We start from the raw sequence: 14,172 nt of genomic DNA on the forward strand, positions 1-14,172 counted from the left end.
ACGGCGGCTCCCCAAAAGGGAGATCGGGGGTGCGCGCGTGCGCATCGGACTGCTTACGGAGGGTGGCTATCCGTATGTGAGCGGTGAGGCCGGGGCCTGGTGCGACCGGCTCGTGCGCGGTCTTGAGCAGCACGAGTTCGACGTCTACGCGCTCAGCCGCAGCGAACGCGAGGAGGCCGGGGGATGGGTCCCGCTGCCGCCGCAGGTCGGGCGGGTGCGCACCGCCGCGCTGTGGGAGACCGAGGACGACGGCGTCGTCCTCGGACGGCGCGCGCGCCGGCGCTTCGCCGAGTACTACGGCGAGCTGGCCACCGCCCTGTGCGCCACCGCCTCCGTTGACCCGTCCGCGGGCACGGAGGAAGTGCCGGACGGCCGGTCGGCCCTTGAGGCGGACCGTTTCGCCACCGCCCTGTACGGTCTCGCCGAACTCGCCCGGGACGAGGGCGGACTGCCCGTCGCGCTGCGCTCGGAGACCGCTGTGCGCGCCCTGGAACGCGCCTGCCGTGCGCCCGGCGCCCACCGCTCCGCGCGCGGGGCACGCGTTCCCGACCTGCTGGCCGTCGCCGCGCGCCTGGAACGCGCTCTGCGCCCCCTGTCCCTGGACTGGTACGAGGACGACGACCTCGGCTCGGTGGACCTGTGCCACGCGGCCTCCGGCGGCACGGCCGCCCTGCCGGGGCTGCTCGCCCGGCACTTCTGCGACGTCCCCCTGCTGGTGACCGAGTACGGCGTGCGACTGCGGACGCACTACCTGACGGAACCCGATTCCTCGCCCGCGATACGGTCCCTGCTCGCCGCCTTCCACGGCCGGCTGGCCGCCGAGACCTATCGGCAGGCGGCCCTGATCACGCCCGGGAACGCGCACGCCCGCCGCTGGCAGGAACGCTGCGGGGCGGACCGCGCCAAGCTGCGTACGGTCCACCCGGGCATGGACGCGGCCCCCTTCGCCGAGGCGGGGGAGTCCCCGGAGTGCGCGGACCCGCAGACCCTCGTCTGGGTCGGACGCGTCGAGCCGGCCAAGGATCTGGTCTCGCTGCTGCACGCCTTCGCCGAGATCCGCAGGGCGGAGCCGACGGCACGCCTCAGGATCGTGGGCGCCCCGGCCGGACCCGAGGGCGCCGCCTACCTCGCCCACTGCAAGGGCCTTGCCGCGCAGCTCTTCCCCGACGAGGCGGACGGTCCGCACGCCGTCGGCCGCAACCCGGTCTCCTTCGAGGAGATCGGCGGACCCGAACTGCCCTCCCGCGCCCACGCCTACGCCTCGGGCACCCTGGTGGTGCTCTCCAGCGTCGTCGAAGGGTTCCCGGCCGGGCTCGTCGAGGCCATGTTCTGCGGCCGCGCGACGGTGTCCACGGATGTCGGCGCGGTGGTCGAGGCCATCGGCGGCACCGGACTCGTCGTGCCCCCGCGCAATCCGCGGGCGCTCGCCGAGGCGTGCATCGCGCTGTTGCGCGACCCCGAGCGCCGCGACCGCCTGGGCGCCGCCGCGCGCGCCCGCGCACTGGAACTCTTCACCGTCGAGCAGAACACCACGGCGTTCCACTGCATGTACCTGGAGATCCTCTCGCGCACCCCGGCCCGCCGGGTCGTCCTCGACGACACCGGCGAGCCCCTGCCCTTCGGGGTCCCGGCCGAAGCCCACGTCCCCGGGCGCTGGAGCGACGCCGCGGCCCGTGTCGCGGCCAGGGGCGGTCCCGGGTCGGCCCGGAACGGACCCGGCTGGGTCACGGACGGCCCGGTCCGGGCCACGGACATGCGGGTCGCGGACAGCCCTGTCCGGGGCACCGGCAGCCCGGTCCGGGACACCGACAGCCCGGCCAGGGCGACGGATCCGGTCTCGGCGGCGGCTCGGGTCCCGGCGGCGGCTCCGGTCCCTGCGGCCGCTTCCGTCTCGGCGACCGAGGGGGCCTCCCGATGAGCGACCTCGGCGAACTGGACCGGCCCGAGACCCCGCGCAGCCCGGGCGCCTGGGACGAACGCTCGCAGAAGTTCCTGACCGACGGGGCCGACGCGGCTGGTGCGGCCGGTGCGGCCGGTGCGGCCGGTGCGGCCTGTGTGGCTGACGGGGCCGAAGCGGCTGTCGCGGCCGGTGCGGCTGGCGGAACCGGCGCGGTCGGCGCTGTCGGCGCTGTCGGCGCAGCCTGTGTAGCCGACGTGGTTGACGCGGCTGACGTGTCTCGTGTGGCTGACCTGGTCGACGGCACCGCCTCGGTCGGCATGGCTCCCGACGCGAGGGCGGGCCGGCGGGACGGCCGGCGCCCCGCGGAGGACGGGCGCCTGTCGGAAGGCGGGCGGCTTCGCGGAGGCGTCGGTCGGGGAGCGGGCCGCCGGGAGGACGACGGTCGAGCGGGGCGCGGCCACGCTGCGGAGGCCCGCGACGGCAGGCAGACGCCGCCCGTGTCGGCCGTACGCCGTGCCACCGCCGACCCGGTGAAAGGGTTGCTGCACCGGCACCGCGCACTGTGCGAACGCGCCGTCGACCCGCTGGAGATCGCGGCGGGGCTGGAGGCGCACGGCGTCACCGACCGGACCGCCGCCCGCTTCCGCCACCGGGACGTCTTCTCCCTCGCCGAGGAGATGTACGCCCGTGTCCCGCGCGACGGCGACGCCCCGGCCGGCCCGGACACCGACACCCTGGCCGGCCCCGAGGACGCCCCGGCACCACTGCAACGCAGGCCGCGCACCGCCGTGTTCGTCCTCGCCCTGCTGCCCGGCGTGCTGTGCGCCGCCGCCTTCGCCGGACTGCGTCTGACCGAGGGCCGGCCACGCCTGATCACGGCCTTCGTCGGACTCCTCGCGGTGACCCTGGCCCTCGGCGCGGCACTGCGCCGCGGGCCGCTGAGCGCCACGACGCACACCACCAGCACCTGGACCTGCTGGCTCGTCGGCTACGCCCTCCTCGGCGACGGGCTCCTCGACACCACCGTCGGAGGCGGGCCTGACGGCCTCCCCGACGGCACCGCCGACGGCCCGTGGCCCGTCGCCCTCGCCCCGGTCCTGGCGCTCGCGCTGTCCTGCGCACCCGCGACCGGAACCGCCCACCTCTTCGCCGCCGGCGCCCGCCGCAGACTGACGTCCAGCCGTGGCCTGGCCGACTTCGCCGCCTCCGTACGCCCTCTGTTGCTCGGCACGTTCGCCCTCTACCTGGGAGCCCTCGCGGCCCTGCTCGCCCTGACCGGTGCCGCCCTCGGGGAGCCCGCCGGCCTGCCCCAGGGCCTCGCCCTGGGTGCCCTGCTGCTGCTCGCCCGGCTGCTCACCGTGCACGGTCACGCCCATGCCGCCACGCTCGTCCTGGCCGTCACGGCCACCGCCGAGGCGGCCGGACTGGCCACGCTCTTCGCCGGCCGTCTCCCCGGCTGCGGCTTCCTGAGCGTTCCCGTGGAGACCCTGGTCGGCGTCTGCGGCCCGGCAGGTCTCCCGACGGCCGCCTGCGGCATCGGCGCCCTGGCCCTCCTGGTGCACGCCTGCCGCCGCCTGACCAGGGCCTCGGCCCACGCGCCCGCGGAGCCGACCCGGTGAGCGCGCACCCGGACCGCCCCGTACACGTCCACGACACCCTCGTATCGCCCGTATCGCCCGTATCTCCCGCATCACCGGTATCACCCGTATCACCCTTTGAAGGAGCCCCCAGATGACCACCTCCCGACCCGACGCCTCGGCACCGGGAGCCGCCCGATGAGAGTCCTGCTGATCGGAGCCAACGGCTACATCGGCCGCTTCGTCGCCGACCGTCTGCTCGCCGACCCCGCCGTCCAGCTCACCGCCCTCGGCCGCGGTGACGACGCCGACGTCCGCTTCGACCTCGCCACCGGAAGCCCCGGCGCCCTCACCCGCTTCCTCGACGCCGTCCATCCCGGAGTGGTCGTCAACTGCGCGGGCGCCACCCGGGGCGGCGCCCGCGAACTCACCCGGCACAACACCGTCGCCGTCGCCACCGTCTGCGAGGCCCTGCGCCGCAGCGGCTGCGGCGCCCGTCTGGTGCAGGTCGGCTGCAGCGCCGAGTACGGCCCCAGCCAGCCCGGCTCGTCCACCGCGGAGGACGCCGTGCCCCGCCCCGGCGGCCCGTACGGCGTCAGCAAACTCGCCGCGACCGAACTCGTCCTCGGCTCCGGCCTGGACGCCGTCGTCCTGCGGGTCTTCTCACCCGCGGGGCCCGGCACGCCCGCCGGCTCCCCGCTGGGCCGGCTGGCCGAGGCCATGCGGCGCGCGATGCAGTCCGGGGACGGCGAACTGCGCCTCGGCGGCCTGGGCGCCCAGCGGGACTTCATCGACGTCCGCGACGTCGCCCGCGCGGTGCACGCCGCCTCGCTCTCCGCGGCCCAGGGCGTCATCAACATCGGCTCCGGCCGTGCCGTACGCCTGCGCGACGCCGCCGCCACCCTCGCCCGGGTCGCCGGATACGGCGGCACCCTGCACGAACTCGACGGCCCCCCGGGGGTACTGCGGCCCACCATCGGCCATCCCCGCACCGAGTCCGTCGGCCACCGGGTCGACGCCCTGGGCCATCACCGCACCGACGCCCTCGGCCACCACCGTCCGGACCCCCTCGGGAGCCGCGGCGAGCGCACCGACCCCGAGCACCCGGCACCGGCCCCCCACCCGTACCCCGACGGCTGCGGCAGCTGGCAGCAGGCCGATGTGCGCACCGCACGCGACCGGCTCGGCTGGCGGCCCCGGATCGGCCTCGAGGAGTCCCTCGCCGACATCTGGATGGAGGCGGCGTGCCGTATCTGACCAGCACCAGAGCGGGCACCGCGAGCACCGGCGTCCGTACCGGCTTCGGCGTCCCGGGGCTGGCCCACCCACTCGTCGCCCCCGACGAGTGGGCGGGCCTCGGCTGCCCCGGCACCCCGCTGCACTGGGTCGTCCTGAACGTCGCCGACGGTCCCGGTGCCCACCCCGACCCGCGCTGCCTGGAGGCCGCCGGGCGCCTGCGCAACGCGGGTGTCCGCGTCCTCGGGCACCTCGACGCCGCTCACGGGGCCCGCAGTCTGGGGGAGCAGGTCTCCGACGCCCACCGCTACCTCGACTGGTACCAGGTCGACGGCTTCCTCCTCGACCACTGCCCCTCGGACCGGGCCGCCCTTCCGGAGGTCCGCCGCACGGTCAGCACCCTCCGGGCGAGCCGTGACGATGCCCACATCGTGCTCGGACACGGCGCCCACCCGTACCCCGGATACGCCGAGAACGCCGACCAGCTCGTCACCTTCTCCGGCTCCTGGGCCGACTACCGCTGGTCCCAGGCGGCCGAGTGGAGCGCCGACTATCCGCCCGACCGCTTCTGCCACTTCGTCCACGGTGTGCCGCGCGGGCACCTGGAGGAGGCGCTGCGCATCGCCCGCTGGCAGGGAGCCGCGACCATCTGGTTCACCGACCGCACGGACTGCGGCGGGCGCACCGACCCCTGGGAGACGATGCCCGGCTACTGGGACGAAATCGTCTCGCGGGTCGGGACAGGTGTCTCGGAATGAAAAAGGCCGTGGCAGTGTTACCGGGAGAACAACCGTAACCACTGACCGACCAACGGAGTCCCCGTGTCGCTGCCACCCCTGGTCGAGCCGGCCGCCGAGCTCACCGTAGACGAGGTCCGCAGGTACTCCCGCCACCTGATCATCCCCGATGTGGGGATGGACGGGCAGAAGCGGCTGAAGAACGCCAAGGTGCTCGCCGTGGGCGCGGGCGGCCTCGGCTCGCCGACCCTGATGTACCTGGCGGCAGCCGGTGTCGGCACGCTCGGCATCATCGAGTTCGACGAGGTCGACGAGTCCAACCTGCAGCGGCAGGTCATCCACAGCCAGGCCGACATCGGCCGGCCCAAGGCCGAGTCCGCCCGTGACACCATCAAGGGCATCAACCCCCTGGTGGAGGTGGTCCTTCACCAGGAGCGGCTCGAGGCCGACAACGTGATGGACATCTTCAGCCAGTACGACCTGATCGTCGACGGCACGGACAACTTCGCGACCCGCTACCTGGTCAACGACGCCTGCGTGCTGCTGAACAAGCCCTACGTGTGGGGCTCGATCTACCGCTTCGACGGCCAGGCCTCCGTCTTCTGGTCCGAGCACGGCCCCTGCTACCGCTGCCTCTACCCGGAGCCCCCGCCCCCCGGCATGGTCCCCTCCTGCGCCGAGGGCGGCGTGCTGGGCGTGCTCTGCGCGTCCATCGGCTCCATCCAGACCAACGAGGCCATCAAGCTCCTCGCGGGCATCGGCGAGCCGCTGCTCGGCCGCCTGATGATCTACGACGCTCTGGAGATGACGTACCGCCAGGTCAAGGTCCGCAAGGACCCCAACTGCGCGGTCTGCGGCGAGAACCCGACCGTCACCGAGCTCATCGACTACGAGGCCTTCTGCGGCGTCGTGTCCGAGGAGGCCCAGGCGGCGGCCGCCGACTCCACGATCACTCCCAAGCAGCTCAAGGAGTGGATCGACGACGGTGAGAACATCGAGCTCATCGACGTCCGCGAGCCGAACGAGTTCGAGATCGTCTCCATTCCGGGCGCCCGCCTGATCCCGAAGAACGAGTTCCTCATGGGCTCGGCCCTGGAGAGCCTCCCGCAGGACAAGAAGATCGTCTTGAACTGCAAGACGGGTGTCCGCAGTGCGGAAGTCCTCGCGGTCCTCAAGTCCGCCGGCTTCTCGGACGCCGTCCACGTCGGCGGCGGCGTGATCGGCTGGGTCAACCAGATCGAGCCGGAGAAGCCCGTCTACTGATCACCGGCACCGCCCACCGGCGAGGCTGAAGAAGCCCACGGCTCTGACCAGTTCAGAAGCCGTGGGCTTCTTTGCTTGTCGCTTGGCTTCGAACTGCCCCGGACAGCACCCGGACGTCACCTGCTGCAGGCGGCAGCGGCCCCGAGAATCACAAGGGCGACCAGGAACATCGCCACACAGCCGCCTACAGCACTCTCCGTCTCGGCGATGATTCCCTTGGGCTTCGGTCGAGACCTCTCGTAGTCGCGGATGCCCCGTGCCACCGCGCGCCTGATCTCGTCTTCGTCCACGTGCTCTCCCCGCGTCCTGAACCAACACGGGCAACCTACCGTTGCAGTAACCGCCGTTTCGCGGGGGAGGTCGGAACGGGCGAAACCAGCCGGATTCGAACCGGCGTCCTCGCGGTTTTGGAGACCGCGCGCGACGACCTCTGCGCTACGGCTTCGCCCGGCGGGGATCTTAGCCGACCGTGTATCGGAGAGACCCGGCTTTCGGTACCTTCGGTGGTCATGGGTGGCGGGGCACGACCTGGCTTCTGATCTGCTGACCGGTGCCCGCCCCCGCCGTCGTCATGAGCAGACCTTGCCGTCCTTCGGTACCGTCCCCTTCAACAGGTAGGCGTCCACCGTCGAGTCGACGCAGTCGCTGCCGCTGCCGTAGGCGCCGTGGCCCTGGCCTTTCCAGGTCAGCACCGTGCCGACGTCCTTGCCCAGCTCGTCCGCCATCCTGCGGGCGCCCTCGTAGGGCGTGGCCGGGTCGCCCGTGTTGCCCACCACCAGGATGGGGGCCGCGCCGGGGGCGCTCACCTCCGGCGTCTCGTGCCGGCCGGCCACCGGCCAGTCGTGGCACCAACCGGCCGCGTCCCAGCCGAGGAAGGCGCCGAAGACGGGTGAGACGCTTTCGAGCCTCGGCAGCAGCTTCTTCGTCTCCTCCACGGTGGGCCGTTGCTTGTCGTCCAGGCACGAGATGACCCGTTGCGAGTGGGTCGTCGTGCCGTAGTGCCCGGAGGGATCGCGCTCGTTGTAGCCGTCGGCGAGCGCCAGCAGTTCGGAGCCGTCCCCCTCCTCGGCGGCTTCCAGCGCGCTGGTCAGGGACGGCCAGCTGCCCTCGCTGTACAGGGGCAGGACGATGCCGGTGAGCGCGAGTGTCTGCGTCAGCTCGCGCCCGGGGGAGGAGGTGGGCAGCGGCTCCGCGTCCAGTCGCTCCAGCAGGTCGGTGATCTTCCGCGACCCCTGTTCGGGTTCCTGCCCGGTCGACTCCAGGTAGTCGTCCAGGGCGCGTTGGAAGCCCCTGGCCTGGTTCTCGGCGTGGCCCATCGTGTCGGCGCTCGGGTCGACCACGGCGTCGAGGATCACGCGTCCCACGTGCTTCGGGAACAGGTGCGCGTAGACACCGCCGAGTTCGGTGCCGTAGGAGATGCCGAAGTAGTGCAGCTCATCGTCGCCCAGGACGTGCCGCATCAGGTCCATGTCGCGAGCGGTGTCCGCGGTGGAGACGTGCCGGATGAGCGCGCCGGACGCCTTCTCGCAGCCCTTGCCGAAGTCGGAGGCGTCCTTCAGATAGGCCCGCTCCTCGGCCGGGGTGTCCGGCGTGGAGTCCACCGACTCGGCGGCGTCGATCGACTCGTCGGAGCGGCAGCGGACCCCTTCGCTTGCGGCCACTCCGCGCGGGTCCCAGCTCACCAGGTCGTACCGCTCGTGCAGGGAGGAGACGGTGTCGGCGTAGGACGGCATCGTGGCGACGCCGGACGCCCCCGGGCCGCCGAAGTTGAACAGCAGGGAGCCGACGGGGTCGTCCCCGGTGGACCTGGAGCGGATCAGCGCGAGGTCGATCGTCTCGCCTCCCGGCTGCGACCAGTCCAGCGGCGCCTCGAGCGTGGCGCACCTCCAGTCGCCGTCCGGCGCCGGGGCCTCGTCGGTTCCCTCGCAACGGGCCCAGTCCAACCTCTGGGACGCCAGTGCCTTCGGCACCCCGGGCGGCGCCACCGCCGAAGGGCCCGCGTCGCTGTCACGTCCCTCGTCCCTGTCCTCGTCGGACGAGCCGCCGCTGCAGCCCGCCGTCAGCAGTGCGGCGGCGGCCGTCAGAGCCGTCCACCTCGCGAGACGCGTCATGTCCTCTCCCCCCTGGCAAGCCGTCCGCGCCGTGCGGCGGATGGCGTTCCTGCCATGTTAGGTGGAGTCAAAAACGCCCACCGAGACCTGTGGATAACGCTCTGACCTGGCGGGTTTCCCAGTTTTGGCGTCGACTCGGGTCAGGAGCACACCGTGTTGGCCGGCGGTACCTTGCCGTCGAGCAGGTAGCCGTGCACCGCGTTCTGCACGCACCGGTTCTTGCTGTCGTAGGAGCCGTGCCCCTGTCCCTTGTAGGTCAGTTCCACGCCGACGCCCTTGCCCAGCGCGTCCACCATCCTGCCGGCACCCTCGTAGGGCGTCGCCGGGTCGCCGGTGTTGCCGATCACCAGGATCGGCGGCGCACCGGGCGCGCTGACGTCCGGATGGTCGGCGGCTCCGGCCACCGGCCAGTCGGTGCAGCCGACCATGGACCAGGCGAGGTAGTCGCCGAAAACCGGGGAGGCGTCGCGGAACTCGGGCAGCTTGCCCTGCACGTAGGCGGTGTCGTACCGCGGTTTGTCGTCGGCGCAGTTGATGGCGACGTTGGCGGCGGTGATGTTGCTGTACTCGCCGTCCTCGTTGCGCCCGTTCAACGAGTCCGACAGCACCATGAGCACGCGTCCGTCGCCGTCGTACGCCTGCTCCAGGCCCTCGGTGAGGTACTCCCAGAAGTCCTTCGAGTACAGCGCCTGCGCGATGCCGCCGGTCGCGGCGGTCTCGGTGAGCTTGCGGGGGAAGACACCGGGGATCGGTTTGCGGTCGAGGTCCTTCAGCAGCCGGGCGATGCGCGCCTTGACGTCCTCGGCCGTGTCACCGACGGGGCAGTCCTCGGTCTTCGAGACGCAGTCCTCGGCGAAGTTGTCGAGCGCCAGCTGGAAGCCCTTCGCCTGTCCCAGCGAGCTCTGCTCCGAGGTCTGCGTCGGATCGACGACCGCGTCGAAGACGGCACGTCCCACGTGCTTGGGGAACAGGTGGGCGTAGACGCCGCCGAGTTCGGTGCCGTAGGAGATGCCGAAGTAGTGCAGCTTCTCGTCGCCGAGTACCTGGCGCATCAGGTCCATGTCGCGGGCCGCGTCGGTCGTGCGCACGTGCGGAAGGACCTTCTTCGAGTTCTTCTCGCAGGCCCCGTTGAACTTCTCCGTGTTGGCCACCAACGCGGTGCGCTCGGCCTGGTCGTCGGGGGTGGCGTCCTGCTGGAAGTAGGTGTCGAGCTGTTCGTCGTCCAGGCACTCCACGGGATCGCTGCGGCCGACGCCGCGCGGATCGAAGCTGACCAGGTCGTAGCGGGTGCGCAGTTTCGCGTAGTCCTGGCCGAACGCGGGCAGTGTGGTGACGCCGGAGCCGCCCGGCCCGCCGAAGTTGAAGACGAGCGAGCCGATCCGCCGGTCCGGCTCGCCGCTGGCCTCGGCCCGGATGAGCGCGAGGCCGATCGTGGCGCCCTCGGGGTCGTCCCAGTCGAGCGGCGCCTTCATCGTGGCGCACTGCCACGCGTCGCCGTCGGGCAGGGGGGAGGGCGCGGAGCCGCCGCCCTCGGCCTCGGACGGTGCCCCGCAGTCCTTCCAACGCAGTTCCTGGCCCCACAGGTCCTCGTCGTCGTCCTCCTGCGACCCACCGCCGCAGCCCGCCAGCAGGGCGGACAGTGCGACGGCGGTGGCGGTCAGGGCGGCGGCGCGCAGCCGGGAAGGATTCGGCATGCGTCCATCGTGCGGCCGCACGGGGACACCCGCGCGGGCCCGGGGCCGTACGAGGTACGGGGCGTCCTTCGGGGCTCCGGCGCGCCCGGTTACAGCGCCTCTTTGCGCGTGAGGTGGTTGAAGACCAGCCAGCCCGGAAGAACCGGCAGCCACAGGGTCAGCAGCCGGTAGAGCAGCACCGCGGGCGCGGCGACCTCCTTGGGAAGGCCGACGGCGATCAGACCGACCGTCAGCGTCGCCTCCACCGCGCCCACACCGCCCGGCGTCGGCGCGGCGGACCCCAGGGCGTTGCCCGCGAGGAAGACGACCGCGACACTCGCCAGACTGATCGACGACGAGTCGTCGCCGAAGGCGCGGATCGAGGCGTCCAGGCACATCACGAAACAGGCGGTGAGCAGCAGCATGCCGCCGATGCCCGTGACCAGCTTCTGCGGCCGCTGCAGCACGTCCAGCATGCGCGGCACGACCCCGGCGAAGAGCGACCTCACGCGCGTGACGACGAACTTGCGCAGGAACGGCACCGACGTCACCACCAGCACCAGCACCGCCACGGTCAGCAGGCCCGCGATGACCGTCCGGGACGGGGACAGCGACGGTGTCTTCTCGGTGCCGGTCAGGTAGCCGAAGGACAGCAGCATCAGGATGTGGCAGCCCAGCCCGAACAGCTGGGACGCGCCGACACTCGCCACCGCCAGCCCGGGACGCACGCCCGCGCGTTGCAGGAAGCGGGTGTTCAGGGCGACGCCGCCGACCGCCGCGGGGGCGACGATCTTCACGAACGACCCGGCGACCTGCGCGGCCACCGTCCGCGGGAAGGGCACCTTCTCGGGCACGAAGCCCAGCAGGGACATCGCGGCGGCGACGTAACTCGCCGCCGAGAACAGCACGGCCGCGGCCACCCAGCCCCACTGCGCGTTCGAGATCAGCGGGCCGAACTCGATGTGGGTGAGCTGCGTCAGCAGGAAGTAGGCGCCGATCGCGCCGGCGATGAAGCTGATCAGCGTGCGCGGCCGTACCCGCTCCAGGCGCGCCGGTTCGACGGGGGCCTGCGGTCTGATGCGCAGCACGGCGTGTCGGATCTGGGTGAGCAGGTCCTCCTCGCGCGCCTCCTCGATGGCCTCTTCCACGGCCCGCTTCTCGGCCCGCTGCTCGGCACGCACCGCCTTCTTGTCCGGTTTGTCGGACTGGGTGGACTCGCCGGCCCGCTCCGCCGTGTGGCTCGTGGCGCCGTGCCCGGCTGCCTCCGCACGGGCCAGCTTGGCCTGCCGGGACGACTCCAGCACCGCGTCCCGCTCGCGTTGGGCACGCTCCCGCGCCAGCCTGCGCAGGGTCGCGCGCGTGGAGCGGCTGAGCGCGATGGGCTGCAGCATGGGCAGGCAGTCCGCCACGCTGTCGGGGCCCAGGACCCCCACCGCCGACGCGACCGCGCGCTCGGCGCCGACCCGCAGGCCCAGCGTCACCAAGAGCTGGGAGACGTCCATGCGCAGCAGCAGGTCGCCGGCGGCGATCTCACCGATGCGCAGGTCGGTGAGGATCACCGTGCCGGAACGATCCACCAGGATCGCGTCGCCCACCAGCCTGCGGTGCGCGATGCGGCGCGACTGCAGGGCCCGCACCTGCTCCCAGGTGTCGCGCAGCAGGTCGTCGGTGATCTCCTCGTCCGCCAGCGAGTCCAGGGAGCGCCCGCCGGTGTGCTCGTAGACCAGCATGACGGCGTCGGGACCCAGCTCCGAGGTCGCGATCAGCTTGGGGGCGTTGGCGCCGGCCGCGATGGCCGCGTACGCGAGCAGCGCCTCCTGTTCCAGGGCCTGCCGCAGCGAGGGGAGGCTGCTGCGGGTCGCGAAGCCGCGCAGGGTCAGGTTGCGCCACGCCCGGTAGAAGAAGCCCTGCGCCTGCTGCTCGCGGTCCACCACCGTCACGTCGAGCGGCCGGCCGTCCTCCAGCGTGACGAAGTAGCGCCGGCCCCGGTCACCGGTCTCGACGCTGTCCGACGGCGCTTCCTGCCGCGCGGCGGTCACCGGCCGGAAGCCGACGTGCCGCAGCCCCGCCATCAGCGTCCGGCCGGTGGGGCGGACATTGGGGGAGCCGACGGCGTACAGGGTGCCGTAGGCGACGGTCCAGCCGATGAGGACGGTCAGGATGATCGAGAACGGAGTCGTGTAACCGGTGACGAGCATCGAGAAGGCGTCGAGGAGCAGCACGATCCACAGCACCGCACGCCAGCGGGGTCTGCGGGACATGCCGACGGCCGTCATGTACGCGATGACCGGGGCGAGGTAGCCGTGCACGGGGTCGGTCAACGCGTGGATGTCGCCCGGCGACGGCTGGGTGAGCGCCTCCTGGATGGAGCCGGGAGCGGCCTTGGCGACCCACAGGTCCGTGGCGAGCGTCACGCCGTGCGCGAGGACCGCCGCGAGTACGCCGTCGGCGATCCGCAGCCCGTCCCGCTTGATCAGCCGCTCGATCGCGAACGCGACCGGCACCAGGAGGATCGCGATGCTGGAGGCCAGCCCCGCGATCTTGATGAGCAGGTCGGGTGCCTGTCCCGTGCCCTTGTTGATGTCCTGTTCGAGGCCCGAGGTGGTGCCGTGCGCGAAGGCGGCGACGGCCAGGAGGAGGGCGACGGCGAGCACGCCCACCAGGAGGCGGACCAGGTCGGAGGGACGGTGCACGCGCGCGGGGAGCAGCGGTTCGTCGCCCTCGACCTCGTCGATGTGGGCCACGTCGTCGGGGTCCGCGGCCGTCGCCGACGGCCCCTCGGCCGCCCGGTCGCCGGTCTTCTCGTCCCCCGCGTGCGCGGCGTCCGGGCGCGCGGAAGCGTCAGAGGTGCCCTCGGCGTCCTCGGGGTGCGCACCCTGCTGCTTCATCGGCTCTTCTTGCTCTCGTATCACTGGTCACCGCCCGCACGATGGTGGCATGCCGCGTCGGCCTCGGCAGGCATCAGGGTGCCGGTGCGGGCCGCACAGTCTGCCCGAAGCGCCCCGTTCCGGGCGAGGGACGCGCACCCTCGGGAGCGCGCCGCGTTGTCGGCGGGGTGCGGCAGGATGGGTCGGATGAGCGAGCAGAGCCTTCCGGACGGCGCCGGTCCACAGCACGCGGACGCGCTGCCCGAGTACGCCGAGCGGGTCCTCGACGTCACCGAACTCATCCCGCCGGGCCGCGTCATGACGTACGGGGACGTGGCCGAGTACCTGGAGGAGGGCGGCCCCCGCCAGGTCGGCCGGGTGATGTCCCTCTACGGCGGTGGCGTTCCCTGGTGGCGTGTCGTGCGCGCGGACGGGGCGCTGCTCGCGGGACACGAGCTGGAGGCGATGGACCGCTACCGGGAAGAGGGCACGCCCCTGAAGGAGGCGAGCAGAGCCGCCGAGGGCCACCTGCCTCGCCTCGACCTGAAGCGGGCGCGGTGGGACGGCGGCGACCGGGCACAGGGCGACGGCGGACACACCCAGGGGCGCGGCGGACGCGGACAGGGTCACACCTGACAGCTTCCGCCAAGCCTGCGGCCGATGTGTGACCTGTGATCCGTATGAGGGAAACCGGACGCTTCGGGCATGTCCGTGGCATGACGTACGTTCGTGGGGCAGGGGGCGCTCGTGCCGTGAGTGACCCGGGGGAAGAAGCGGAAGCACTGCTTCTGCCGCTTCCGTCGGCGTA

The 14,172-nt window shown here is 72.6% G+C and carries 10 protein-coding genes and 1 tRNA gene; 6 read left to right on the forward strand and 5 right to left on the reverse strand.

What is annotated here, in order from left to right; translation table 11 throughout:
* The first annotated feature begins 37 nt into the window (after window positions 1-37).
* From EV562_RS14650 to moeZ, 5 genes are all read left to right on the forward strand, one after another.
* The gene (locus EV562_RS14650) at window positions 38-1,918 is read left to right on the forward strand and encodes a DUF3492 domain-containing protein (RefSeq protein ID WP_133887237.1); all 1,881 of its coding nucleotides are present in this window, start codon (window positions 38-40) and stop codon (window positions 1,916-1,918) included.
* Window positions 1,919-2,181: 263 nt separating this feature from the next.
* Window positions 2,182-3,519, forward strand: a complete 1,338-nt coding sequence (locus tag EV562_RS14655) for a hypothetical protein (protein ID WP_243860063.1) — start codon at window positions 2,182-2,184, stop codon at window positions 3,517-3,519.
* Between the two features lie 156 nt (window positions 3,520-3,675).
* Window positions 3,676-4,734 carry an NAD-dependent epimerase/dehydratase family protein gene (locus EV562_RS14660; protein WP_133887238.1) on the forward strand — a complete coding sequence of 353 codons (1,059 nt, stop codon included), beginning with the start codon at window positions 3,676-3,678 and terminating at the stop codon, window positions 4,732-4,734.
* Window positions 4,722-5,471 (forward strand): spherulation-specific family 4 protein, encoded by a 750-nt coding sequence (locus EV562_RS14665; protein ID WP_133887239.1) that lies wholly within the window; start codon window positions 4,722-4,724, stop codon window positions 5,469-5,471. The genes EV562_RS14660 and EV562_RS14665 overlap by 13 nt, the downstream gene beginning before the upstream one ends.
* A gap of 63 nt (window positions 5,472-5,534) precedes the next feature.
* Window positions 5,535-6,713: an adenylyltransferase/sulfurtransferase MoeZ gene (gene moeZ / locus EV562_RS14670; RefSeq protein WP_133887240.1), complete on the forward strand. Its 1,179-nt coding sequence runs from the start codon at window positions 5,535-5,537 to the stop codon at window positions 6,711-6,713.
* Window positions 6,714-6,829: 116 nt separating this feature from the next.
* On the opposite strand, the gene EV562_RS35080 is transcribed toward moeZ, so the two are convergent.
* From EV562_RS35080 to EV562_RS14690, 5 genes are all read right to left on the reverse strand, one after another.
* Window positions 6,830-7,003: a hypothetical protein gene (locus tag EV562_RS35080; RefSeq protein WP_166661784.1), complete on the reverse strand. Its 174-nt coding sequence runs from the start codon at window positions 7,001-7,003 to the stop codon at window positions 6,830-6,832.
* Between the two features lie 80 nt (window positions 7,004-7,083).
* Window positions 7,084-7,158 (reverse strand) — tRNA-Trp (locus EV562_RS14675).
* Between the two features lie 124 nt (window positions 7,159-7,282).
* On the reverse strand, window positions 7,283-8,824 hold the full coding sequence (locus tag EV562_RS14680; RefSeq protein WP_133887241.1) for an alpha/beta hydrolase: 1,542 nt from the start codon (window positions 8,822-8,824) through the stop codon (window positions 7,283-7,285).
* A 140-nt stretch (window positions 8,825-8,964) separates the two neighbouring features.
* On the reverse strand, window positions 8,965-10,518 hold the full coding sequence (locus tag EV562_RS14685; protein ID WP_133887242.1) for an alpha/beta fold hydrolase: 1,554 nt from the start codon (window positions 10,516-10,518) through the stop codon (window positions 8,965-8,967).
* Window positions 10,519-10,607: 89 nt separating this feature from the next.
* On the reverse strand, window positions 10,608-13,385 hold the full coding sequence (locus EV562_RS14690; RefSeq protein ID WP_133887243.1) for a lysylphosphatidylglycerol synthase transmembrane domain-containing protein: 2,778 nt from the start codon (window positions 13,383-13,385) through the stop codon (window positions 10,608-10,610).
* A gap of 186 nt (window positions 13,386-13,571) precedes the next feature.
* Between EV562_RS14690 and EV562_RS14695 the strand changes: the two genes are divergently transcribed.
* Window positions 13,572-14,000, forward strand: coding sequence for an MGMT family protein (locus EV562_RS14695; RefSeq protein ID WP_133887244.1), 429 nt, complete (start codon window positions 13,572-13,574; stop codon window positions 13,998-14,000).
* Window positions 14,001-14,172: the final 172 nt, after the last annotated feature.

Origin of the sequence: Streptomyces sp. BK208 (assembly GCF_004364245.1) — a bacterium.
Lineage (GTDB): Bacteria > Actinomycetota > Actinomycetes > Streptomycetales > Streptomycetaceae > Streptomyces.